This window comes from Rhodanobacter sp. B2A1Ga4 (genome assembly GCF_018101315.1).
In the GTDB taxonomy this organism is placed as follows: Bacteria; Pseudomonadota; Gammaproteobacteria; order Xanthomonadales; family Rhodanobacteraceae; genus Rhodanobacter; species Rhodanobacter thiooxydans_A.
Map to the genome: position 1 here is coordinate 1,069,520 of NZ_JADBJR010000001.1, position 24,816 is coordinate 1,094,335.

At 67.0% G+C, this 24,816-nt stretch carries 20 protein-coding genes; 8 read left to right on the forward strand and 12 right to left on the reverse strand.

All coding sequences use genetic code 11. The features are described from left to right. The first annotated feature begins 5 nt into the window (after positions 1-5). The 3 genes from IMW82_RS04965 (at position 6) to IMW82_RS04975 (ending at position 7,403) form a co-directional block, all read left to right on the forward strand. Positions 6-2,312: a transferrin receptor-like dimerization domain-containing protein gene (locus IMW82_RS04965; RefSeq protein WP_108472589.1), complete on the forward strand. Its 2,307-nt coding sequence runs from the start codon at positions 6-8 to the stop codon at positions 2,310-2,312. Positions 2,313-2,475: 163 nt separating this feature from the next. After that, positions 2,476-4,470: an alpha/beta fold hydrolase gene (locus tag IMW82_RS04970; RefSeq protein ID WP_108472588.1), complete on the forward strand. Its 1,995-nt coding sequence runs from the start codon at positions 2,476-2,478 to the stop codon at positions 4,468-4,470. A 185-nt stretch (positions 4,471-4,655) separates the two neighbouring features. Continuing rightward, the gene (locus IMW82_RS04975; protein WP_211003997.1) at positions 4,656-7,403 is read left to right on the forward strand and encodes a M14 family zinc carboxypeptidase; all 2,748 of its coding nucleotides are present in this window, start codon (positions 4,656-4,658) and stop codon (positions 7,401-7,403) included. 21 nt (positions 7,404-7,424) lie between these two features. Here the strand turns inward: IMW82_RS04975 and IMW82_RS04980 are convergent, their stop codons facing one another. The 7 genes from IMW82_RS04980 to IMW82_RS05010 all read right to left on the reverse strand — a co-directional run bounded on the left by IMW82_RS04980 (position 7,425) and on the right by IMW82_RS05010 (position 15,173). Beyond that, positions 7,425-9,104, reverse strand: coding sequence for a M28 family metallopeptidase (locus tag IMW82_RS04980; RefSeq protein WP_108472587.1), 1,680 nt, complete (start codon positions 9,102-9,104; stop codon positions 7,425-7,427). Positions 9,105-9,538: 434 nt separating this feature from the next. After that, the gene (locus IMW82_RS04985; protein ID WP_211200093.1) at positions 9,539-11,350 is read right to left on the reverse strand and encodes a GGDEF domain-containing protein; all 1,812 of its coding nucleotides are present in this window, start codon (positions 11,348-11,350) and stop codon (positions 9,539-9,541) included. 17 nt (positions 11,351-11,367) lie between these two features. After that, positions 11,368-11,643, reverse strand: coding sequence for a hypothetical protein (locus IMW82_RS04990; RefSeq protein WP_159082214.1), 276 nt, complete (start codon positions 11,641-11,643; stop codon positions 11,368-11,370). Positions 11,644-11,738: 95 nt separating this feature from the next. Then, positions 11,739-11,999: a hypothetical protein gene (locus IMW82_RS04995; RefSeq protein WP_211003998.1), complete on the reverse strand. Its 261-nt coding sequence runs from the start codon at positions 11,997-11,999 to the stop codon at positions 11,739-11,741. 142 nt (positions 12,000-12,141) lie between these two features. Then, entirely contained in the window at positions 12,142-12,963 is an 822-nt protein-coding gene (locus IMW82_RS05000) for an SAM-dependent methyltransferase (protein WP_199909868.1), read from the reverse strand. Positions 12,964-13,024: 61 nt separating this feature from the next. Continuing rightward, positions 13,025-13,801 carry a slipin family protein gene (locus IMW82_RS05005; RefSeq protein WP_108472653.1) on the reverse strand — a complete coding sequence of 259 codons (777 nt, stop codon included), beginning with the start codon at positions 13,799-13,801 and terminating at the stop codon, positions 13,025-13,027. A 37-nt stretch (positions 13,802-13,838) separates the two neighbouring features. Next, on the reverse strand, positions 13,839-15,173 hold the full coding sequence (locus IMW82_RS05010) for a nodulation protein NfeD (RefSeq protein ID WP_234411378.1): 1,335 nt from the start codon (positions 15,171-15,173) through the stop codon (positions 13,839-13,841). A gap of 207 nt (positions 15,174-15,380) precedes the next feature. On the opposite strand from IMW82_RS05010, the gene IMW82_RS05015 reads away from it, so the two are divergent. Continuing rightward, a complete protein-coding gene (locus IMW82_RS05015; protein ID WP_108472584.1) occupies positions 15,381-15,836 on the forward strand; it encodes a cupin domain-containing protein in 456 nt (151 codons plus the stop codon). An 11-nt stretch (positions 15,837-15,847) separates the two neighbouring features. Here IMW82_RS05015 and thpR read toward each other — a convergent pair whose 3' ends face one another. Continuing rightward, positions 15,848-16,465, reverse strand: coding sequence for an RNA 2',3'-cyclic phosphodiesterase (gene thpR, locus IMW82_RS05020; protein ID WP_108472583.1), 618 nt, complete (start codon positions 16,463-16,465; stop codon positions 15,848-15,850). A 30-nt stretch (positions 16,466-16,495) separates the two neighbouring features. Then, positions 16,496-17,341: a DUF3014 domain-containing protein gene (locus IMW82_RS05025; protein ID WP_108472582.1), complete on the reverse strand. Its 846-nt coding sequence runs from the start codon at positions 17,339-17,341 to the stop codon at positions 16,496-16,498. Positions 17,342-17,639: 298 nt separating this feature from the next. On the opposite strand from IMW82_RS05025, the gene IMW82_RS05030 reads away from it, so the two are divergent. Next, complete coding sequence (locus tag IMW82_RS05030; protein ID WP_108472581.1) at positions 17,640-18,137, forward strand: hypothetical protein; 498 nt, start codon at positions 17,640-17,642, stop codon at positions 18,135-18,137. A gap of 8 nt (positions 18,138-18,145) precedes the next feature. Here IMW82_RS05030 and IMW82_RS05035 read toward each other — a convergent pair whose 3' ends face one another. Beyond that, on the reverse strand, positions 18,146-18,907 hold the full coding sequence (locus IMW82_RS05035) for an ABC transporter permease (RefSeq protein WP_108472580.1): 762 nt from the start codon (positions 18,905-18,907) through the stop codon (positions 18,146-18,148). Continuing rightward, on the reverse strand, positions 18,904-19,830 hold the full coding sequence (locus IMW82_RS05040) for an ABC transporter ATP-binding protein (RefSeq protein WP_108472579.1): 927 nt from the start codon (positions 19,828-19,830) through the stop codon (positions 18,904-18,906). The genes IMW82_RS05035 and IMW82_RS05040 overlap by 4 nt, the downstream gene beginning before the upstream one ends. A gap of 134 nt (positions 19,831-19,964) precedes the next feature. On the opposite strand from IMW82_RS05040, the gene IMW82_RS05045 reads away from it, so the two are divergent. Further along, positions 19,965-21,605 (forward strand): Na+/H+ antiporter, encoded by a 1,641-nt coding sequence (locus IMW82_RS05045; RefSeq protein ID WP_211003999.1) that lies wholly within the window; start codon positions 19,965-19,967, stop codon positions 21,603-21,605. 61 nt (positions 21,606-21,666) lie between these two features. Then, positions 21,667-22,206 (forward strand): lipocalin family protein, encoded by a 540-nt coding sequence (locus tag IMW82_RS05050; RefSeq protein WP_108472577.1) that lies wholly within the window; start codon positions 21,667-21,669, stop codon positions 22,204-22,206. Between the two features lie 155 nt (positions 22,207-22,361). Here IMW82_RS05050 and IMW82_RS05055 read toward each other — a convergent pair whose 3' ends face one another. Continuing rightward, complete coding sequence (locus tag IMW82_RS05055; protein WP_108472576.1) at positions 22,362-23,129, reverse strand: hypothetical protein; 768 nt, start codon at positions 23,127-23,129, stop codon at positions 22,362-22,364. 203 nt (positions 23,130-23,332) lie between these two features. Here IMW82_RS05055 and IMW82_RS05060 point away from each other — a divergent pair, with 203 nt between their 5' ends. Then, on the forward strand, positions 23,333-24,715 hold the full coding sequence (locus IMW82_RS05060; RefSeq protein WP_108472575.1) for a GGDEF domain-containing protein: 1,383 nt from the start codon (positions 23,333-23,335) through the stop codon (positions 24,713-24,715). Positions 24,716-24,816: the final 101 nt, after the last annotated feature.

Sequence of the window (24,816 nt, forward strand, 5' to 3'; positions counted from 1 at the left end):
CCCATATGACCCGATACGCGATACGACCTGTGCTGACCCTGAGCTGTCTGCTGGCGACCTTCGCCGTCGCCGCCGCCAACGCACCGGGTCACGCCGATGACGGCAGCATGTTCGGCTTCAGCACCAGCGCGGCGACCGCCCAGCAGGACCTCGAGCGGCGCTTCGACGCCCAGCTCGATCCCGCCGAACTGCGCAGCTGGCTCAAGCAGATGTCGTCGCAACCCAATCAGGTCGGCTCGCCGCACGACAAGGCGAACGCCGAATTCATGCTGGCGAAGTTCCGCGAATGGGGCTGGGACGCGCACATCGAGACGTTCAGCGTGCTCTACCCCACACCGAAGAAGGTCGCGCTGGAACTGCTGGGGCCGAAGCCCTACACCGCTACGCTGCATGAACCGGCCGTCGCCGGCGATGCCACTTCCGACCTCGCCGGCGTTCTGCCGCCGTACAACGTCTACGGCGCCGACGGCGACGTCAGCGCGCCCGTGGTCTATGCCAATTACGGCATGCCGGACGACTACAAGGAGCTGGCGCGGCGCGGCGTCGACGTGCGCGGCAAGATCGTCATCACCCGCTACGGCGGCGGCTGGCGCGGGCTGAAGCCCAAGCTGGCGCAGGAGCACGGCGCCATTGGCTGCCTGATCTATTCCGACCCGCACGACGACGGCTACGCCGAGGGCGACGTCTATCCACAAGGCGGCTGGCGTCCGGCGCAGGGCGTGCAGCGCGGCTCGGTGGCCGACATGCAGCTGTATCCGGGCGACCCGTTGACCCCGGGCATCGGCTCCACGCCCGGCACGAAGCGACTGGCACTGAAAGACGCGAAGACCATCCTGAAGATTCCGGTGCTGCCGATCTCCTACGCCGACGCCACGCCGCTGCTGCAGGCGCTGCGCGGCCCGATGGCGCCGGCCAACTGGCGTGGTGCGCTGCCGCTGACCTACCGCGTCGGCCCGAGCGCGAGCAAGGTCCACCTGACCGTGCTGTCGGACTGGAGCCAGAAACCGGTTTACGACGTGATCGCCATGCTCAAGGGCGCCACCGCGCCGGACCAGTGGGTCGTGCGCGGCAACCACCACGACGGCTGGACCTTCGGCGCGTGGGACCCGCTCTCCGGCAACGTCACCCTGATGGCCGAGGCCAAGGCCATCGGCGGCCTCGTCAAGCAGGGCTGGCGGCCCCAGCGCACGCTGGTCTATGCCAGCTGGGACGGCGAGGAACCGGGCCTGCTCGGTTCCACCGAGTGGGCCGAGGCGCATGCCGCAGAACTGCAGCAGAAGGCCGTGCTGTACCTCAACTCCGACACCAACGCTCGCGGCTTCCTCGATGCCGGCGGCAGCCATTCGCTGCAGCATCTGGTCAACCAGGTGGCCGATGGCGTGACCGATCCGGAAACCAATGTCAGCGTGCGCGAGCGCCTGCGCGCGCACATGCTGGTCGACGGCAGCAGCAAGGATGCCAAACCCGAAACGAAGGCCATCGCCAAGCTGGCGGCCGAAGGCGGCGACGTGCCGATCCAGGCGCTGGGTTCGGGCTCCGACTACAGCGCCTTCCTGGAACACCTCGGCATCGCCTCGCTGAACCTCGGCTTCGGCGGCGAAGACGACGACGCCGGCATCTACCACTCGCGCTACGACTCGTTCGACCACTATGTGCGTTTCGGCGATCCGGACTTCGCTTACGGCGTGGCGCTGGCCAAGGTCGCCGGGCACATCATGCTGCGCACCGCCGATGCCGGCGTGCTGCCGCTGCGCTTCGGCGACTTCAGCGACACGCTCGACCGCTACGTGGGCGAGCTGCACAAGCTGGTCGACGACACCCGCAAGGCCACCGAGCAGCAACACAAGCTGCTGGACAGCCACGCGTTCGCGCTCGACGCCGACCCCACCCGCCCGGTCGCCCCTCCCGCGCGCGACTCGGACATGCCGGCGATCGACCTGGCCCCGCTGGACCAGGCCGCGAAACGGCTCAGGCAGAGCGCCCAGGCGTATCAGGCGGCCTACACCAGACACGCCGCCGGCTCCGACCTGCCCGCAGCCCGGCAGCAGCAACTGAACCAGCTGATCGGGAGCATGGAGCAGACCCTCACCGATCCCGCCGGCCTGCCCGGTCGCAACTGGTTCAAGCACTTCATCTACGCACCGGGCATGCTCACCGGCTACGGCGTCAAGACCGTGCCCGGCGTGCGCGAGGCCATCGAGGCACGACGCTGGGACGAGGCCAGCCATTACGCCGCGCTCACCGCCAAGGTGCTCGACCGCTACCGTGCGCAACTCGACCGGTTGACGGCGCTGCTGGACCAGCGATCCTAGCCTGCCGCGTCACGCTCGATCGCGAGGCGGCCAGACCACCGGCCGCCCTCGATCCGCTCCAGCGTTGCACCCGTCCCGATACGGTTGGCGCCCTGCTATAAATATCTCCCTGGGGCAACCGGCAGGTTGCACGGTCGTTCCATCACGACAGGGGAAATCAACGATGAGGATGCAACGCTGGATCGTTGCGGGTCTGCTCTTGCTGTTTACTGCCGTGCTGCAGGCACAGCCGGTCTCTTATGCCGAACTGGCGCGGCATACCCAGTACAAGGACGTGAAAATCTCGCCCGACGGCAAATACCTGGCCGCCACCGCCGTGGTGAACGGGCAGACCGTGCTGGCCCTGATCCGGGTGTCCGATCACCAGGGCAACCTGGTTCGCCCGCGGCAGGAGGACGACGTCACCGATTTCTGGTGGGCGTCCGCTACCCGCGTGCTGTATTCCGTAGGCGAACGTGTCGGCGGTTACGACGCGCCGTTTGCCACCGGCGAACTGTTCGCGGTCAACGCCAGCGGCAATGGCGCGGACATGCTGTACGGCTACCGCCGCAGTGGCATGAGCACCGGCTCGCACATCCAGCGGGCGACAGCCGAATACGGCAGTGCCGAACTGATTGCCACCATCCCGGACGATCCCAACCATGTGCTGGTATCCATCAGTTCGTGGTCGGGAGGCGGGCTTGAGGGCGCCATCCCCGTGGCCTACCGCATGGACGTGCGCAACGGCAACAAGACACAACTCATCGTTGCCCCCATGCGTGGCGCAAGCTTCGTCGCCGACCACCAGGGGCGGATCCGCTTCGCGGCTGGTTTTGACAATGACGGCAACGCCAAGGTCTACCAGCACCCGATCGATGGTGATGGCTGGCAGCTGCTGCCGGAAGCAAGCAAAAACCGCTCGATGCCGATCGAATTCAACCGCGATGACAGCGAGGCGTATTTCACCTGTTCGGCACCCGCCGCCTTCGGCGTTTGCAGCTGGGATCCGGCAAAGCAGTCGCTCAGCGTCGTGTGGAGCAATCCACACGTCGAAGCGACCCGGATACTGCAGGGCCTGGCCGACGACAGCATCCTCGGCGTGGGCTTCATGGACGGCCGTACCGGCACCGCGTTGTTCGACGCGCAGTCACCCGATGCGCAGACCCTGCTCACCCTGATGAAGCAGTTCCCCGGCGAGAGCGTCCGCTTCGTCTCCGGCACGCGCGATGGCAGCCTGAGCGTGGTGCTGGTCGAGGCGGACGCCGATCCCGGCACGTTCCTGCTGTACGACGCCAAGGCCCGGAAACTCACGCCGCTGCTGGCCCGGGCCTCGTGGATCGACCCCGCCCGGATGGCCACCATGCAGCCGGTCGACTTCGCGGCACGCGACGGCATGCAACTGCACGGCTACGTGAGCTATCCGCCCGGCAAGGAAAGCGTCAGGCACCTGCCGATGGTGGTGCTGGTACACGGCGGCCCGTTCGGCGTCCGCGACCATTGGGAATACCAGCCGGACGTGCAGGCGCTGGCAACCCGTGGCTACGCCGTGCTGCAGGTGAACTATCGCGGTTCCGGTGGCTACGGCTACGACTACGAACGCGCCGGCTGGAAGGAGTGGGGCGGCAAGATGCAGGACGATGTCACCGACGCGACCCGCTGGGCGATCACACAAGGCATCGCCGATCCGCAGCGGATCTGCATCTACGGTGGCAGCTACGGTGGTTATGCGGCACTCGAGGGCGCGGTGAAGGAGCCGGATCTGTACAAGTGTGCGGTCGGCTACGTGGGCGTCTACGACCTGCCCCTGATGTACCGCCGCGGCGACATCCCGCAATCGAGCTCTGGCGAGGCCTACCTGAAGCGCCAGCTGGGCGACGACATGGACGTGCTGGCCAGTCATTCGCCGATCAACCAGCTCGACCGGCTCAAGGCACGCGTGATGCTGGTGGTTGGCGGCGAGGACAAGCGCGTGCCGCCGATCCAGGGCACCAACCTGCACCAGGCGCTGGCGAAACGGAACATCGCGCACGAATGGCTGTACAAGTCCAACGAAATGCACGGCTTCTACGACGAAGCCAACCAGGCCGAGATGTATGCAAAGCTCGTGCAGTTCGTCGACTCCAGCATCGGCCCCGATGCCACGGCGACGGGGAGCAGCAATACCGCCGCCGCCCACTGACCCTCTGCGGGGAAAGACGCGCTCCTGCCCGATTCCGGCAGGAGCGCGCCGTTACGTGGCAGCCGTCGCCGTGGCGGCGCGACCGGCGGTTCGGATTGCCTGCCCAACTGATGGGCTACGCGCAGCCACACCTGTTCTGGCAGAGTGCGGCGATCAGCTGCCACACGACCCCGGGGAAACTCATCATGCACGCACCCATCCGGCTCTTGCTCGCCGTCCTGCTGGCGACAGGCACTTTCGGTGCATTTGCGGCGGCCGGAGCCGACAGTTCAAAGCCGTACGCGCGCGACCCGGCCCAGCCGGTCGACCCGGCGTATACGGCGCAGATCCTGAAATTCACCACCGACCCCTCGTTCAATTCGCCGCTGACCGACTACCTGCCCGCCTCCGCCAGCGTACCCACGCCAGACAAGGTGCTCGGCCACATCTCCGGCGCGCCGGACTACCTGCCGCACGTGGCCGACGTCCATCGCTACTTCCGCGCCCTGGCCGCGGCCAGCCCGCGGGTGAAGGTGTTCAGCATCGGCAAGAGCGAGGAAGGCCGCGAGATGATCGCGGTGGCGATCGCCGACGAAAGCCTGCTGGCCGGTCTCGACGCGAACAAGGCGCGCCTGGCGAAACTGGCCGACCCGCGCAGCATCGGCATGGACGACGCCGTCGCCGACCAGCTGGTGGCGCAATCCACGCCGGTCTACTACGTCACCGGCGCCATCCACTCCACCGAAACCGGTTCGCCCACCGCGCTGATGGAGCTGGCCTACCGCCTGGCGGTGGACGAGGCGCCGTACATCCGCAACATCCGCTCGCACGTGATCACCCTGATCACGCCGGTGGTCGAGGTCGACGGCCGCGACCGCATGGTCGACCTGTACAACTGGCACCTCGCGCACCCGGGCCAGAATTATCCGCGGCTGCTGTACTGGGGCCATTACGTGGCGCACGACAACAACCGCGACGCGATGGCGATGACGCTGAACCTCACCCGCAACGTGGCGGACACCTTCGTCGGCTGGCACGCGCAGGTGCTGCATGACCTGCACGAATCGGTGCCGTTCCTGTACGACAACACCGTGGGTGACGGCCCGTACAACGCGTGGATCGACCCGATCCTCACCGGCGAGTGGCAACAGCTGGGCTGGGACAACGTGCAGCAGATGACCCGGCTCGGCATGCCCGGCGTATTCGCCCACGGCGACTTCGACACCTGGAGCCCGGGCTACCTGATGTTCATCGCCGCCATGCACAACGGCATCAGTCGGCTCTACGAAACCTTCGGCAACGGCGGCGCCGACACCGTGCAGCGCATCCTCGAACCGTCCGAGTACGAACGCACCTGGTACCGGCCCAATCCGCCGCTGCCTACCGTGTCGTGGTCGCAGCGCAACAACAACAACTACCAGCAGACCGGCCTGCTCACCGCGCTGAACTACTTCGCAGGCAACGGCCAGCAGTTCCTGAAGAATTTTTACCTCAAGGCCAAGCGCTCGATCGAGAAGCCGCAGCAGGCCGGCCCGGCCGCCTACGTGTTCCCGGCCGACGACAAGCGCACCGGTTCCCGCGCCCAGCTGCTGCGCATCCTGCAACTGCAGCACGCGGAGATCAGCCGCACCAGCGCGCCGGTCACGGTGACCCTGTCGAAACAGGGCGACGACAGCAAGAAAACCAGGACGCAAACCTTTCCCGCCGGCAGCTACGTGGTGCGCATGGACCAGCCGTATTCGCGCATCGTCGACACCCTGCTCGACCGCCAGTACTGGTCGCCGAAGGACCCGCAGCAGCATCCCTACGACGACACCGGCTGGTCGATGGGTGACCTGTTCGACGTGCAGGTGGTGCGCGTCACCGACACCGCGATCCTCAAGGCGCCGATGCGCCTGCTTGACGGACCGGTTGACGTACCGCAAGGCCTGGCGGCGGTCGACATGCCACCGGCAAAACTGCCGCGCATCGCGCTGATGCACACCTGGCTGGGCACCCAGACCGAAGGCTGGTGGCGCATGGCGCTGGACAAGCTCGGGATGCCGTACGACTACATCAGCACCCAGGACGTGGCCAAGGCCGGCAACCTGCGCGCGAAGTACGACGTGATCCTGTTCGGCCCGGTCGGCGACGCCAGCACGCAGCGCATCGTCGACGGCCTGCCGATGTGGGGCAAGCCGCTGCCGTGGAAAACCACCGCACTGACACCGAATCTCGGCCACATCGACTCGACGGACGACATCCGCCCCGGCCTCGGCGAGAGCGGCGTCGCCAACCTCAAGCGCTTCGTGCAGGCCGGCGGCCTGCTGATCACCGCCGAGGACACCGCGCAGTTCGCCATCGACGTGGGCCTGGCACCGGGCGTCTTCGTCACCAAAACCGACAAGCTGAAAGTCGTCGGCAGCGTGCTGCAGGCGAAGTTCGTCGATCGCGGCAGCCCGGTCGCCGCCGGCTATCGCAGCGACGACCTGGCGCTGTACAGCGCGGAAGGCCAGTCGTTCTCCGTGTCCAACCTGGTCACCGGCGACAAGGGACTGCCGAACGCGAAGGAGTTCCAGCGCCCGACCGGGCGCGGCGGCCCGCACGACACGGACACCCCCGAAGGCCGCGCCTCGATCGCCCCGGCCGCCCTGCCCGACGTCAAGCCGTGGCAAGCGCTGCCGCTGAACGCCGAGCAGATGCGCAACAACCCCTGGGTGATCCCCGCCGAGCAGCGCCCACGGGTGATCCTGCGCTACGCCGAGGCGAAGAACCTCTTGATCTCCGGCCTGCTCGACGGCGGCGACGAGATGGCCGAGCGCGCCGCCGTGGTCGACGCCCGCTACGGCAAGGGCCACGTGCTGCTGTTCGCCAGCAACCCGATCTGGCGCGGCGAAACCATCGGCAGCTACCCGCTGGTGCTCAACGCCATCGTGAACTTCGACAGGCTGGACACGACACCGGCGAAACCCTGAGGCCGGTGTCGAACCTGTTGATCATTTCGACGGCGGCGCAGCCGGCTTCATCATGGCATCGCGCGTGGCCTTGAACGGATTGCCGGCATACCACTGCGGCCACACGCCCGCCTGGCTGAGGTGTCGGCCCAGTTCGTACAGCGCCTGGGTATCTTCAAGGATGCCTTCCAGGTTCCAGTGCGGATCGAACACGTCGTTCGTGGTGTGGTAGCGGTGCGCCGTATAGTCGTCGGCCGCCTTCTGGCCGGCGGCCCTGCCGCCATCGCGCAGGTCGAGGCCCGAACTGGCCAGCATCGCCGGCACGCCGGCCCGGGCGAAGTTGAAATGGTCGGAGCGGAAGTAGAAGCCGTTCTCCGGCGTGGTCTCCGGCGAGATCACCCGACCCTGCTTATGCAACACGCCGGCAAGCATGTCCTCCAGCTCGGACTGGCCCTTGCCGATCACCGTCATGTCGCGCGCCGGGCCGATGACCGGCAACGCGTCGACGGCGATGTCGGCCACCGTGCGGTTCAATGGAAAGATCGGCTTCGCCGCGTAGTACTGCGAACCGAGCAGGCCCGATTCCTCCAGCGTCGGCATGAAGAACAGCACGCTGCGCTCGGGCGGCCGCGCCTGGTGCGCGAACGCATCGGCGATCTGCAGCAGCATGCTCAGGCCGGTGCCGTTGTCGATCGCGCCGGCATAGACCTGGTGGCCCTGGCGGGTCGGGTCGGTGCCCAGATGGTCCCAGTGCGCGGTGTAGATCACCACCTCGTCGGGCTTGCCGTGGCCTTCGACCATCGCTACCACGTTCTTCGATTCGATATGACCGATCTTGTTGTGCAGGGTGATCGAGGCGGTCGCGTGCAAGGGGACCGGCTCGAAGCCCGGCTTCGCCGCGGACCGTTCGAGTTCAGCGAAATCGAGGCCTGCGGCGGCGAACAGCCGGACCGCCGCATCGCGTGTCAGCCAGCCAGCCACAGGCAACCGCGGCGATGGATCGACACTGCTCGGCAGGCTCAGCTGCGGCCCGACCGCGCCGTTCTGCAGCACGCTCCACGGATAACCGGCCGCGGCGTCGCTGGTGTGCACGATGAAGCAGGCGGCAGCGCCCTGCAGCGCCGCCTCCGCATACTTGTACGGCCAGCGGCCGTACCAGGTCATCGCGCGGCCGTTGAACAGCTTCGGGTCGCGGCTGGCAAAGCCGGGGTCGTTGACCAGCACGATCACCGTCTTGCCCTTCACGTCGACACCCCGGTAGTCGTTCCAGTGCCAGGCCGGCGCATCCGCGCCGTAGCCGAGGAACACCACCGGCGAATCCTTCAGCGCGATCTCGGCTTTCGCCTGCAGGGTCTGCACCACCATGTCGGTGCGATACGCCAGCTTCAGCGACTTGCCGCCCGCGGTGACGTCCAGGCTGACATCGGTGTTCAGCAGCAAGGTGGAGTCGGCCGGCACGGTCTGGAACCACGAGCCGTGGTTGCCCGGCTGCAGGCCCATCCGCTTGAACTCGGCCACCAGGAAATCAGTGGTGCGCTGTGCGCCGATCGTGCCGGGCTTGCGCCCGCCGAACGCATCGGAGCTGAGCGTCTGGTCGAAGCGGGCGAAATCGGCGGCGTTGATCGACGGCGCTCGTGTCGTGTCCGGTTCAGTCGTCGCCGCCTGCAGCGGCAACGCGGCCAGGCCCAGCGCAACCATCAGGGTGAAATTCCTCACTCGCATCAAAACGCTCCCGCCGATGAAATCGGCCACCTTTGTAGCGCGCCCCTGCACCGCTGTCCATGCGACAGGCCCCGCTGGTGATCGTCGGTGGCGGCAGCAAACGTGGGACGCAGCTGCCGCCCTGACGCCATGATGTTGCCGCCATCGCCGTGGCGGCAGCCCGGTGCGCCCGCACGGCATTCAACTGCACACGGCGGCGTCAAAAGGCTGATCCGGTTGCGCCCCTCGTCCTTGGCCTGGTGCCGGGCGCAGTCGGCATCGTTCCTCAGCTGCCGCAGCTCGTAACCGGAACTGGCCGCGGCTGCCACGCCGAAGCTGGCCGAGATCGGGATGCCGGGCGCATCCCCGAATGCAACGCAGAATCGATGCCCGGGATCAGGCCTTTACGGCCTTGACCCAACTGTCCGCGAAAACGGGGTAGAACCCGACTCGGCTTACTGCACGCCTTCGGCCGTCACGGCAACGACGCCCAGTTGCGTTTTCGACCGGCCGTCGCTGACGCTGACCCGGTTGCGGCCCTCGCGTTTGGCCCGATACAACGCGTCGTCGGCGTGGACCAGCAGCTGGCGCAGGTCATGCCCGGAATGCTTGGTGCTCGCCACACCAAAGCTGGCCGAAACGCAGATTTCCTCGGTGGCATCGCCGCGGACCACCTCCACGATCGCCAACCGGATCCGTTCGGTTCGGGCAAGCACCTGTTCGAGCGTGCACTCCGGCAACACAATGCCGAACTCCTCGCCACCCAGGCGGCCGAAGATGTCGGTGGAACGCAGATGCGCCTGGCAGGCGGCCACGGCACGCTTCAGCACGCGATCGCCCACCGCATGGCCGTAGGTGTCGTTGACGGCCTTGAAGTGGTCCAAATCGATCAGCACCAGGCAGGCCTCCCGCCCCGACTTCCGGCAGTACTGCAACTGCTGCTCGGCCTCATTGACGAAATGCTGGCGGTTGAAGATGTCCGTGAGCCCGTCGCGCCGCGCCTGCCGCATGAAACGCAGCTGCGAGCGCTTGACGCGATAGGCCCAGAAAGCGATGAACGCGAGCCCGCCGAGCAGCAGCACGATGTACAGCCGGCTGGTCTCGGCGGCTTTGCGGTCCAGAGCCTGCTGCAGTTGCAGGATCTCGTTCTGCTTGCTGAGGGTATCGATCTGCAGCTTCTTGGCAGCCAGCTGCTGCTGCACAGTCTGGTAGGCGAGCGCACGGGCATTCACCGCGTTCAGGTAGCCCTTGTTGGCCAGCATGTACTGTTCGTGATACGTGAGAGCTTTGTCCAGGTGTCCCTGCTGCTTTTCGATCAGGTACAAAACACGATAGGCGATGCTGAGCGACTCCGCGTACTCGTTGCGCTTGCTCTGCTCGACGACCTCAAGAGCAAACCGTTTCGCCTTCGCCAGCTGACCGGTACTCATGTACGCCTCGGCCAGCAAGGCGTCGAATTCGGAAATCAGTATCTGATAGTTGCTGCGCGCGACCGCGGGGTAATTGGACTCCAGCACACGAATGGCCTCATCGGCATGGCCACGCTGGAGCGCCAGGCTGGCTACGTAAAAGCTGATGCCGTTGCCATAGACGGGATCCTTCGCTTCCGTGCAGATTTCGACGCCCTTGCGGAACTGCTCATCGATGCCTTCCAGCCTGCCGCTCTTGTAGAGCGCAGCCAGCTTGGCGTGCTCGGCCTTGCAGCTGTAGGGGCCGGGGCTTTCTTTGAATACCTGATCGGCATACTCGAAAGCCAAGTCGTATTGCCCGGCCTCTTCATAGAGGTAAGCCGCAATGACGAGGGCCTGCCCGCGTGCGTCCGGATCGGTAATCTCTGGCAACTGGGCGAGGAGCTGACTCTCCAGCTGGAACGCCTCCTCGTAACGCGATCGCTCCGCCAAGGTATTGACCTTCAGCACCTTGGCCCGGAACAGGACAACGGCGTTGCGGGACTTCTCCAGCAGCTCACCGATCATGGTGTCGGAAGTCGGGTAATCACCGCGATAGGCCGCGCGCCACGCCTGGAGGTAATGCAGGTAATCAACCTGATCCGGCGCCAACGCGGCGCTGTCGCCATCCAGCCGATCGAGAATCTGCTGGAACTCCCCGGGATTGGAAAGCTTGATGCCGTCCGCGCGCTTGAGCAGCGCCGGAACCTCACTCGCAGCGACGGGTACGGCCGCCAGGGCCGTACCCGTCGCAAGCAGAAGTCCCAGCAGGACAAGTCCAGCGATCACCACTCCATGTCGGTTGCCGGATGTGCGCATTGCCCTGACCAAACGACTCAGCGACTCCGGAGCTCAGGAGCCTCTTCCTCGCCATCGCGCGAGGGCGCTTCTTCGGCACCATCCTCCTGTTCCTCGCTGGGAGCCAGGAATCCGACAGCCTGAGCCATGCCCAGCAAAGCCCCCAGTCGTGCCTGATTCCCTGTACGAATGGCTTCCTGGATCGGAGGATCGAAACCCGCCGAAGTCAGTGCAAGCTCGAACTCATGCCCTGTTCCGCGGCCCAGCCGCGCATCCTGACCGACCTGATCAAGAAATCCGACGACATCTGACATGTGCAGCTCCCCCTAGACTTGGTGTTGGCTAGAAACAGCACACCCGGGAGAGTCGAGATTCTTCATGCGCAGTGCGCCGCCGAATCCTTCCCTTCTCAGGCACGCCGTTGGTGGTAATACTCCTCGTCCCTACCCGAGTCCCGGTCAGACTGGACCATGGCAGGCACCAGCATGCAACACACGTTCTTCGCACCCGCCAATGCGGCCAGCCGAGCCTGATCCTTCGCCAGCACGGCATCGCGCACCTCGGGGTCGACCTGGATATCGGCAAGCATGCGCTGCAGCTCCCCGGCGGAAGCATAGCGCAAGCTGGCGTTCTGACCGACGTTCTCAAGAAAATCAACGATATTCGACATGGCATATCTCCCGGATAGTCAATGGATTGGAATGGCGCGGACTGGCCTGATTCGCGGGGGTGGAATAGTTTGCCCCGCAGCGAGGCATCAAACCGCGCCGATTCATCCTAGGGACGACGCCAACGGCAACTTGCCTACCTGTTCACAAAACGCCGGCATCCCGCTTGATTTCCGCCTTGTCCAGCGCGTCCAGCCGCGCGCGCATCGCCAGGTCGGGCTGCAGCGGACCGGTCGGCGGCAACACCACGGTGTCTTCCATGCCGACCTCGGCCTGCGGCAGGTCGGCCAGCCGGATCCGGCGGATCCGCGGCTGCTGGATCGGCAAGGTGGCGCCGCGGTAGATGGTGATCTCGTGGTCGGCCGGGTAGTCGCGCGCCAGCACCTCGACCAGCAGTTCGCGGTAGGCCGACCCGGTCGAGAAACGCGCCAGCGACTGGTCGCCGACCAGGCCCACCTGCCACAGCACCAGGTAGGCAGTCGGGTCGATCCTGCGCTTGTAGAACAGCAGCTGGCTGGCCTCGAAGTGCTGGCAGCCGTAACGGCCCGGGTCGATGCCGAGGTCGGCGTACAGGCAGTCCTCGGCCGAGATGCCCGGTTCCATGTGCGCCTCGTAGCCTTCGCTGCGGGCGACCTCGATCGACTTGTGCGGCGCCCAGGCGAACACGCCGGGGTGGCCGTAGAACACGCCGCACACCCGCTTGCCCGCGCGCACCTCGGTGAGGATGGCCTCGACCATCTCGCGGTAGGTCTGCATGCGCGACTTGCCTTCGCGGTAGTACGGCTGCAGGCTGCGCACGTCCTGGTGCATCTTGTGCAGCCACATCTCGACGATGCCGTCGGAGAGCCCGGCGAACACCACGTCGGCCTGCTCTATGTAGCTGCGCGCCAGCGGGCCGAGGTGCGAGCCCAGGGTCATGCCCAGGCCCACGCAGACCAGGCTGCCGGGTGAAGGTGCTGCATCCATGGTGGGTCGCTCATCTTGATGGAAGCGGCATTATTCACCCGCCCCGGACGGCGGCGCCAGTTCACTGGTTCGGTGCCGGATCGGCCTTCGCCGGAAACGCATCCATCAGCGGCTTGATCAGGTCCAGCGGCAGCGGGAACACGATGGTCGAGGACTTGCCGCTGTTGGACATGTCAGCCAGCGTCTGCAGGTAGCGCAGCTGCAGCGCCTGCGGTTGCTGCGACAGCATCGCGGCGGCGTCGCGCAATTTCTCGGCGGCCTGCAGCTCGCCCTCGGCATGGATCACCTTGGCGCGGCGTTCGCGCTCGGCTTCGGCCTGGCGGGCGATCGCGCGCACCATGGTCTCGTTGAGGTCGACATCCTTGAGCTCCACGTTGGCGACCTTGATGCCCCACGGGTCGGTGGCCTCGTCCAGGATCGCCTGCAGGGTGTGGTTGATCGAGTCGCGCTGCGACAGGATCTCGTCCAGCTCGTGCTGGCCCAGTACCGAGCGCAGCCGGGTCTGCGCCAGCTGGCTGGTCGCCTGCAGAAAGTTCTCCACCTGCAGCACGGATTTGTCGGGCTCCACCACGCGGAAATAGACCACCGCGTTCACCCGCACCGAAACGTTGTCGCGCGAGATCACGTCCTGCGGCGGCACGTCCATCACGGTCACCCGCAGGTCGACGCGGATCATGCGCTGCACGAACGGCACCAGCAGCACCAGTCCGGGCCCCTTGGTGCCGGTGTAGCGGCCCAGCGTCAGCACGACGCCGCGCTGGTACTCCGGCAGGATCTTCACCGCGGAGAACAGCAGCAGCGCGCCGAGAATTACCAGTACACCGACGAATCCGAACATGATCATCTCCTGCCTTTCATGAAATGGCCGCACCGGCTCATGCCGGCTCGACCTGCAACAGCAAGCCCTGCCGCGACACCACGCGCACCCGCGCGCCGGCCGGCAAGGCGATATCGCTGTGTACGCGCCAGCGCTCGCCGCGCACCAGCATCCACGCCTCGCCACCGGCTTCCACCGGCTCCAGCAGTTCGCCGGTGTCCACCAGCATCGCCGAATCGCCGGTAACCGGATGGGCGCGGCGCGAACGGAACACCAGCCACACGATCAGCGCCAGCAGCGCAGCCGTGCCCATGGCGATGCCGGCGATCACGCCGAGATTGACGCCATAGCCCGGCACGCCGGTATTCATCAGCATCACCGAGCCCACTACGAACGCCACCAGCCCACCGACACCGAACGCGCCCACGCTGGGATTGGCCGCCTCGGCCACCAGCAGGCCGACGCCCAGCGCCATCAGCGCCAGCCCGGCGTAGTTCACCGGCAGCAGTTGCAGCGCGTACAGGCCGACCAGCAGGCAGATGCCTCCGGCGATGCCCGGCAGCATCGCGCCGGGATGGAGGGCTTCCAGCAGCAGCCCGAAGATGCCGGCCAGCAGCAACAGATAGGCGATGGTGGGATTGGTGATGATCGCCAGGAAGCGCGTGCGCGCGCCGGGCGCGTATTCATGCACGGACACACCCTTGAGCTGCAGCGTGACGTCGCGATCGCCCACCTGCACCTTGCGTCCGTCCGCCCTGGCCAACAGCTCGGCCACGTCCGCGGCCACGAAGTCGATCACGTGCTGCTGCGCGGCCTCGCTGGCGGTCAGCGTGGCGGCGCCGCGCACCGCCTGTTCGGCCCACTGCGCGTTGCGCCCGCGCAACTGTGCCAGCGAGCGGATATAGGCGATCGCATCGTTCATGACCTTGTGCGACTCGGCATCGTCGCCTGCTGCCGGCTCGTCTTTCGCGGCAGAACCTGCCGACGCCGGCGAGTTGCCGGTTTTCGGCAGCGGCGTGGCGCCCCCGAGCTGCACCGGCGTCGCCGCGCCAAGGTGGGTGGCCGGCGCCATCGCGGCGATCTGCCCGGCGTACAGGATGTACGTTCCAGCCGACGCCGCGCGGGCGCCAGCGGGGGCGACATACACCAGCACCGGCACCTTGCAGGCCAGCATGCCGGCGATGATCTGCCGCATCGAATCGGCCAGCCCGCCGGGCGTATCCAGCCGCAGCACGATCGCCACCGCACCATCGGCGACGGCACGCTTCGAGGCGTCGTCGAAGTACTCCGCGGCGGCGGGGCCGATCGGGCCATCCAGCGTGATCTGCGCCACCATGCCATCGGCCGCGGTGCGGCCGGCAACCGTGGGCTCGACGGCAAGCACCGCCTGCATCGGCAGTGTGCAAAGAACCGCCACACAGACCCGCCACAGCCAACGCATCATCTCACCGACCTCCGCATGACATCAGCGACGATGCCGCCACTGTAACGCGGTCGGTGTTCAAAAACCGATCGTCGACCGGGCCAGCGCAACCAAGGTCCGGCCGATGCGCGATGATTCATCGAAAGAAGCCTCCCCACCGTTACAAGGAACAAGCTCATGCCGAAAGTCGACGCCGCCAAGATTTCCGAGCGCCAGGGCTCGGACTATCCGGCACCTTACGGAGAACCCGTCAGTGGACGCATCCGGCAGGCGCTGGGCCGTGCCGGCGGCCTGACCGATTTCGGCGTCAACCTGGTGCACCTGCCGCCGGGAGCATGGTCGAGCCAGCGCCACTGGCACAGCCACGAGGAGGAATTCGTCTACGTCCTGGCCGGCGAACTGACTTTGGTAAGCGAAGCCGGCGAGCAGTTGCTGCGCGCCGGCGATGGCGCGGCCTTTCCGAAAAACGTGCCTGATGGCCACCACATGATCAACCGCGGCGGAGAAACTGCCGTCTATCTCGACATCGGTACCCGCTGCGGTGACGACACCTGCCACTATTCAGACATCGACCTGCACCTGGAACGCGGCGCCGATCATTACTCGCACAAGGATGGAACGCCCTACACCTGACCAGGGGCGGTCTACTTCACCGACTGCAGCGACCACTCCGCCAGCAGCTGATAATCCTGCTGGCCGACCACGCTGTGGAGCAGCGCAACGCGCTCGACCCGCCACGCCACCGGTTCGATCGGCATGACGTCCAGCTGCGCCGCATGGCTGTAGGCGACCGTGACATGCGGCGTAAAACTGCGCGCGACATGGCGGCCCTGCCCGGCCAGCACGAGCGCACGGCGCAGTTCCTGCCATAGCTGTTGCAACGGCTCGGGTACGCCCGAGCTGCGCAGGATGCAGGGCGGTTGCCGGCCATGGAAGCCGGCCGCCTCGTGCAGCACCCATTCGAACCGCGCCACATGCAGCTTGCCTGCGGCTGCCATGGCTGCGGCAACCACATCCTGCCGCAGCAGCGCGTGGTCACCGAGAAAATGCAGCGTGGCGTGATAGCGCGCCGGGTCCACCCAGCGCGCGCGCAGACCGGGATGGCTGGCCTTGAGTGCCTGCGCCGCCTGCGCCAGCCGTGTACGCGTCGCCGCGTCCGGCAGCAGCGCGAAGAACAATCGGTGCACTTCGGCAGGCCGAGGCTCGACTGCTCCGAGCAGGTCGAGCTGGGGCTGGTCGGCAGGCGTGGATCGATTGGCCATCGCTGTGGATCGGAAGCTGGGCGCGCGAGTCTACCCGGCCGTTCCCGCCGGCGCCGGATGCAGGTCCTGCCCGGTCAGCTGCGTGCGGATTGCACGCAGCCTGGCCTTGATCTTCGCCTCGTTGGCAGGCCCCACACGCAACAGCAGCTTCTGCCCGGTCGAGCGCGATTCCAGCGCGGGATCGGCGTAGACGTAGTACGCCTTCGAGCGCACCAGGGCCGGCGGCTGGGCCAGCTCCGGCGCGGCCAGCATGTCGTCGATCGCCACGATCAGGCGGTCGTTGAAATAGCCCTTCGGGTAGCCCAGTTGCCGGTACGCCTGCTGGAACAGCGGATAGGCGTGCACGTACCAGGCCACCAGCGCCTGCGGATCGACGGCATCGACGATCTGCATGTACGGCGCGTAGCGGGCAACGTTCCGCTCGCTGGCCACCGTGCCGCCGTTGGCTTCGTCGACGATGAACGCACCCTTCGGCACGCGCGCCGGCAGCGTGAACACGGCCAGCCCGTCGTGACGCGGCAGCATGTCGATGGTCGCCACGAGGCGCGCAATGACCTGTTGCCCCACCAGCAGCGAGGACAGGTCGTTGCCGCCGGCCAGCGCGGCGAGTGCAGCGGCCACGCTGGCGTCACTGTCGTCCAGTGCCGGCAACGCACTGGTCGAGGCCGTCGCCGGTCCGGCCTGCGCCTGTTCGATCGGATGCTGGATCGGCGGCGCGCCAGGCGGTGCGGCAGCCGATGCCGAAGTCGCCGGCACCACCGGCGGCGGCGCGCCGGCATGCATGGCCTTGCGCGCCAGGTACACCCCCGCCACCACGATGACCGCCACCACGACCACCGCCACGATCCAGCTGCCTGTCGATGTCTGCTTGCCCACGATTGCTCCCTAGCGTCGAGTATCCGGTTTGGACTGGCCTGCGCGCGATTCGTTCATCGCACTGGTCCGGGCCGGCGCGACACACCGTACCAGCTTGCTGGCCAGGCCCGCTGCGATCCGCGTCGGGTATCGCCCATGCGACCGCCGTTCCGGTTCCCGATAACAAACGGGTCACGCAGCAACAACGTCACAACCGCTAAACGGTGAATTGCGCAAACCTGCCTCGCCCGTGCGGATATCCGGGCCGACCGGCGCCATCCGCGCGGCGGGCGCCATGCCGGATGTGGAGGGCCACCCCATGAAAACCCGATGCGTATTCAGCACCCCCGACCTGGCCGCGGCACGCGCTGCGATGGCCGCGGCACGCGGGGCAGGCATCGACGACGGCGACATCTCGCTGGTCGCCCGCGAGGACATCGAACTGCAAAAGATCCCCGACCACCTGATGCAGGGGCGCAATGATTTCTATCCTGCCGCCGTGCGTGGCGGCGCCTGCGGCGGCGGTACCGGCCTGTTGCTGGGACTGATCGCGGTCGCCGTGCCGCCACTGGGCGTGACGCTGGCCGGCGCCGCGGCGATGACCATCGCCGGCGCCGCGTTCGGCACCTGCATCGGCGAGATGGTCGGCTTCGAGGTGCCGGACGCAGTCAGCCGCAAGTTCAAGGACGAGATTGCGGCCGGCCGCATCCTGGTGGTGCTCGACGCCCGCAAGGACCAGCTCGGCGTGGCCGGGCCCGCTGTCGCGCGCACCGGCGCCACGCCGCTGCCGTTCCACGCGCACACCGCGCTGACCTGACAAGCCGCTCAGGCTTTCAGCCGGTAGCCGCTGCGGAAGATCCACCACACGGCCGCAAGGCAGATCGCGAGGAACACCAGGGTCATGCCCAGGCTGACCCCCACGCCGACGTCGGCGACGCCGTAGAAACTCCAGCGGAAACCGCTGATCAGGTACACCACCGGGTTGAACAGGGTGACCTTCTGCCAGAACGGCGGCAGCATGTGGATCGAATAGAAACTGCCACCGAGGAAGGTCAGCGGCGTCACCACCAGCAGCGGCACCAGTTGCAGCTTCTCGAAGTTGTCCGCCCAGATGCCGATGATGAAGCCGAACAGGCTGAAGGTGACCGCGGTAAGCAGCAGGAAAGCCAGCATCCACAGCGGGTGCTCGATCTGGAACGACACGAACAGCCGCGCGGTGACCAGGATGATCAGGCCCAGGATGATCGACTTGCTCGCCGCCGCGCCCACGTAGCCGGCGACGATCTCCAGCGGCGACACCGGCGCCGACAGGATCTCGTAAATGGTGCCCACGAACTTCGGGAAGTAGATGCCGAACGAGGCGTTGGAGATGCTCTGCGTCAGCAGCGACAGCATGATCAGGCCGGGCACGATGAAGGCGCCGTAGCTGACCCCGTCGATCCCTTTCATGTGCGAGCCGATCGCCGCGCCGAAGACCACGAAGTACAGCGAGGTGGAGATCACCGGCGAGACGATGCTCTGCAACAGGGTGCGCCAGGTGCGCGCCATCTCGAAGCGGTAGATCGCGCGGATCGCATGGATGTTCATGCGCGCTCCCTCAGCAGGCCGACGAAGATGTCCTCCAGCGAACTCTGCCGGGTCTGCAGGTCCTTGAAGTCGATGCCCGCTTCGCCGAGCCGGCGCAGCAGCACGTCGATGCCGGTGTGCTCGCCCTGCGTGTCGAAGGTGTAGACCAGCTGCCGGCGATCGGCCGACAGTTCCAGCGGGTAATCGGCCAGCGCCGCCGGAATGGCTTGCAACGGATCCTGCAGGTGCAGGGTGAGCTGCCTGCGGCCGAGCTTGTTCATCAGCTCGGCCTTGTCCTCGACCAGGATCAGCTCGCCCTTGTGGATCACCCCGATGCGGTCGGCCATCGCCTCGGCCTCCTCGATGTAGTGGGTGGTCAGGATGATGGTGACGCCGGAGGCGCGCAGCGCGCGCACCATCGCCCACATGTCGCGGCGTAGCTCCACGTCGACGCCGGCGGTGGGCTCGTCCAGGAACAGGATCTGCGGCTCGTGCGACAACGCCTTGGCGATCATCACGCGCCGCTTCATGCCGCCGGACAGGGTGATCATCTTGTTGTTGCGCTTGTCCCACAGCGAGAGGTCCTTCAGCACCTTCTCGATGTGCGCCGGGTTGGCGGCGCGGCCGAACAGGCCGCGGCTGAAACTGACCGTGTTCCACACCGTCTCGAACGCGTCGGTGGTCAGCTCCTGCGGCACCAGGCCGATCTTCGTGCGCGCCGCGCGGTAGTCGCGCACCACGTCGTGGCCGTCGGCCAGCACGGTGCCCTCGCTGGGGTTGACGATGCCGCAGATGATGCTGATCAGGGTGGTCTTGCCGGCGCCGTTGGGGCCCAGCAAGGCGAAGATCTCGCCCTGGCGGATCTCCAGGTCGATCCGCTTCAGTGCCTGGAAGCCGGAGGCGTAGGTCTTGCCGAGCTGGCGAACGGTGATGACCGGCTGCATGCGATCTCCTGGGGAACGGATCGGCCGCGGGGAGCGTCGATGGTATGCCATGTCGCCTTGCGCATGTCGCTGCGCCGCCACTCGACGGCGCGGCCGTGCTCTTGCTAAGGTCAAAACTCGTCGCCGGAACACGCATGAATTCGATCGAAGTAGCGTTGGCCATGTTGCTGGCCGTGGTCGGCAGCGGCTACCTCGTGCGCATGCTGCCGTTCTCGCTGCCGCTGCCGCTGGTGCAGATCGGGCTGGGTGCGGTGATCGCCGGCGTGTTCAAGCACGGCGTGGCGCTGGATCCGGAGATCTTCTTCCTGCTGTTCCTGCCGCCGCTGCTGTTCCTCGATGGCTGGCGCATCCCCAAGGACGGCTTGCTGCGCGACCGCGGCGCGATCCTGGCGCTGGCGCTGGGCCTGGTGGTGGCCACCGTGATCGGCGCCGGCTTCCTGATCCACTGGCTGATCCCGGCGATGCCGCTGGCGGTGGCGTTCGCGCTGGCCGCGATCGTGTCGCCGACCGATCCGGTGGCGGTGTCGTCGATCACCGCGCGGGTGCCGATCCCGAAGCGGCTGATGCACATCCTCGAAGGCGAGTCGTTGCTCAACGACGCCACCGGCCTGGTCTGCTTCCGCTTCGCCGTGGCGGCGGCGGTGACCGGCGGCTTTTCGCTGCTGTCCGCGTCGCTGACCTTCCTGTGGGTGGCGCTGGCCGGGCTCGGCATCGGCGTGGGGTTCACCGTGGCGGTGAGCTTCGCACAGCGCTGGTTGTCGCGGCACTTCGGCCAGGAGGCCGGCTCGCCGATCCTGATCAGCCTGCTGATCCCGTTTGGCGCCTACCTGCTGGCCGAATACGCGAATGCTTCGGGCATCCTCGCCGCGGTCGCCGCCGGCATCACCATGAGCTACGTCGAACTCAGCGGCCGCCTGCTGGCCACCACGCGGGTGCGGCGCACGGCGGTGTGGAACACCGTGCAGTTCGCCCTGAACGGCATCATGTTCGTGCTGCTGGGCGAGCAGTTGCCCGCCAGCCTGCAGGGCGCGATGGCGTCGGTGGCACAAAGCGGCCATCGCAACCCGTGGTGGCTGCTGGTGTACGCGCTGGCGATCAATATCGGCCTGGCGCTGCTGCGCCTGGCCTGGGTCTGGATCTCGCTGCGGATCAACGTGCTCAAGGCACACCACCGCGGCCACTCCGCGAGCCAACCGCACTGGCGCTTGCTGCTGGCCACCTCGCTGGCCGGCGTGCGCGGCGCGATCACCCTGGCCGGCGTGATGACGCTGCCGCTGCTGCTGCCCGACGGCACGCCCTTCCCCGCGCGCGAGCTGGCGATCTTCCTCGCCACCGCGGTGATCCTGCTGTCGCTGCTGGCCGCCAGCATCGGCTTGCCGCCATTGCTGAAGGGGCTGGAATTGCCGCCGGAGCCGGCGGTGCAGCGGGAAGAAAACCTGGCCCGCCGGACCGCCGCCACCGCAGCGATCGCCGCCATCGAGAAGACCCAGCACGAACTGCTGGAAAAAGCCCCGGCCAGCGAGGTCGACATCTACACCAGCGCGGGTACCCGGGTGATCGCGCTGTACCAGCACTGGCTGGACGAGGACGCCTCCAGCGGGGACGAGGCGCAACACCTGCGCAAGGCCGACGTGGCCGAACGCGAACTGCGCCTGGCTGCCTTGCAGGGCCAACGCGAGGCGATCTTCGAACTGGCGCGCCACCACCACATCTCCGACGAAGTCTCGCGCCGGCTGGTGCGCGAGATCGACCTGCAGGAAGCGCGCTACCGCTAGTGCAGTATCGTTCCATGGCTATTGCCTCATTCGCGCCATGCCCAACCCACGGAGTCAGACCATGCACACGTTCCGCCGGCTGCTGATCCTGGCAGCCCTGGTCATCGCCTGGCCTGCCGCAGCCGCCACCTTGCCGAACCAGCCGGTGCCGTCGCTCGACCTTCACCGCTACGCCGGCCAGTGGCACGAGATCGCGCGGCTGCCGATGTACTTCGAGCGCAAATGCCTGGACGCCGTCGTTGCCACCTACACGCCGAACCCCGACGGCAGCATCCACATCCACAACACCTGCCGCACCAGCAAGGGCCGGATGTCGGTCGACGGCGTGGCGCGGGTGAAGGACAACCAGCCGGGGGCACTGGAGGTGCGCTTCGCGCCCGCCTGGCTGACCTGGCTGCCGATGGCATGGGCCGACTACTGGGTGGTCGAGGTGGACGCCGACTACCAGTGGGCCGTGATCGGCAGCCCCGGGCACGAGCACCTGTGGATACTCTCGCGCCGCCCCACGATGGATCGCGCGCTGTTCCAGACCCTCAGGCAGCACTCGCGCCAGCGCGGCTACCCGGTCGACCGGCTGCTGATGACCGCACCGCTGGATTGAGCGCCGGGCGCCTCACGCCGGGGTGCGTTGCAGGTGTCTTGCGCCTGTACGTTGCTGCCGGCCAGCATGACGGGTGCGGCGGCGCCCAGCGTCGCAAGCGTGGTCATCCGGAAATTAATGCAGGGCCTACTGGTGGTTGTCGGCGGTCGCCGCCATCACGTGGTCGGCACGCCGGCTCCAGCGGCTCGCGGCACCGGTTTCGCGGGTGGCGCCCGCAGCAACTCGGCCGTATCGAGCAACTGCACGCCGGCCGCCTGGGCCAGGTGCCCGCGCAGCCAGTAGCCATGTTCGGCGCCCACGACCACCACGATGCGCTTGCCCGGATTCTCTTTCGCCGCCTGCAGGATGATGCCGAGGAACTGCTGGTTCCAGCGTTCCCAGCCGGTGCGCTCGCCGTTGCCGACCATCGCCTGCTGCAGCTCGTGCTTGGCGCGCAGCACCGAATCGGTCACCGCGTCGTTGACCCGTGTCGGCGACGTCCAGTACGCCTGCAGTCCGATGTAGGCGCCGTCGCTGTAGCGCGAGAACGCCTCGGCCTGCTCCGGTGCCCGTACGCTGAAATCCTGGCCGGCCTGGATGTACGGCGTGAGGATGCCGCTGTACGCGGGATCAGCCGGCTCCATCGCGTAGACGTGGTAATGGTGGCGGTCGATCAGCGGATAGACGACCTCCGTGTATTCCTGCTTGGTCGGCTCCGCCGGACGCCGCTGCAAATCGTCCGGCTGCAGTTCGACGCACAGCACGTCGGGCTGCAACCGCTCGATGGCGCGGCCAAGTGCCTCGAACGAATAGGCCGGCGTGGTGGCATGCAGCTGGTGCAGCGTGGCGAGCACGGCCACCTGGGTCGGCGGGATCGTCGCCGCCCGTAGCGGCAACGCCATGGCCGAGGCCAGCGCCAGAACCAGCAGGATCCGCCTGAACATCACTGTCCCTCGCCCGATGTGTGCAACGCCACCATAAGCCGCCCGGCGCGATGCCGGCCCGTGCCGGAAGCCATCCACGAAAAATAGCCCGCCATTGGGTTTCGCGCCAGGGATGCGCGCGTAGACATTTCCCGCACGGATTCCGGATAGGCTTCGAACTCGGCATAACCGCATCACCAGGCTCCACGCTCGAACAGGTACGAATGAACCAACCGCCTCCTCCGCTGGAATCGGGCGCCGGCCTCCCCTTCAGCAACGTCATGGACCTCCTGCTCGACGCGATCTGCGTGGTCGACGTCCAGGGCCGCTACGTCTTCGTCAGTGCCGCTTTCGAGCGCATCTTCGGCTATACGCCTGAAGAGGTCATCGGCCGGTCGATGCTCGAACTGGTCCACCCCGACGACCGCGAGCGCACCCTGCAGGCGGCGGACGAGATCATGGCCGGCCATTCCAAGCCGCATTTCCAGAACCGCTACGTGCGCAAGGACGGCCGGGTCATCCACATCATGTGGTCGGCGCGCTGGTCGGAGGTGGACCAGGTGCGGATCGCGGTGGCGCGCGATGTCACCGAACTCAAGCGCGCCGAGCTGATGCAGATGGCGCTGCACTCCATCTCCGAGGCGGCGCACCTGGCGGAGGACCTGCTGGCGCTGTTCCGGCACATCCACCGGGTCGTCGGCAAGCTGCTGCCGGCCGACAATTTCTTCGTGGCCCTGTACGACGCGAACAAGGACCAGCTGAGCTTCCCCTACTTCGTCGACGAGTGCGAGCAGCCGCCGCCGACTCAGAGCCTGGATTCCGGCACGCTCAGCAGCGAGGTGATCCGCAGCGGCCAGGCGCTGCTGCTGACGCCGGATACCCGGGTGGAACTGCCCGCACGGGTGGGCCCGATCAGCGGCCGGGATTCGCTGGAATGGCTTGGCGTGCCACTCAACGGGCAGTCGGGCGTGATCGGCGCGCTGGTGGTGCAGAGTTACTCCGGCGAAACACGCTACGGCGAGCAGGACAAGGCGCTGCTGCAGTTCGTCTCCACCCAGATCGCCGCGGCGATCGAGCGCAAGCAGACCCATACCCGCCTGCAGCACCTCGCCCGGCACGACCAGCTCACCGACCTGCCCAACCGCGAGCTGTTCCACGACCGCCTGCACAGCGCACTGGCCATGGCCCGGCGCGAGCAGCGGCGGCTGGCCGTGCTGTACCTCGACCTGGACAAGTTCAAGCCAGTCAACGACCGTCATGGCCACGACATCGGCGACCTGCTGCTGCGCGAGGTGGCCGCGCGCATCAACCACTGCGTGCGCGAATCCGACACGGTCGGGCGCATCGGCGGCGACGAATTCGTGGTGCTGCTCAACGACATCGGCCTGCCCGAACACGCCGTCGTGGTCGCCACGAAGATCCGTGCCGCCCTCGGGCGGCCGTTCGAACTGGCCGGCTGCCGGTTGCAGGTATCGGCGAGCATCGGCATCGCCCTCTATCCCGATCACGGCGAGGACGACAAACAGCTGCTGCGACACGCCGACGACGCGATGTACAACGCCAAACGGCAGGGCGGCAACCGTGCGCTGATGAACGGTGCGCCGTAGCAGTCCGCGAGGTACCCGGTCAACGCAGCGCAGTCACCATTGGCGCCTGAATCCGCTCTGCTGATAGGCTCACGACTGCACCGCAGCCGCTGCGGCACCGG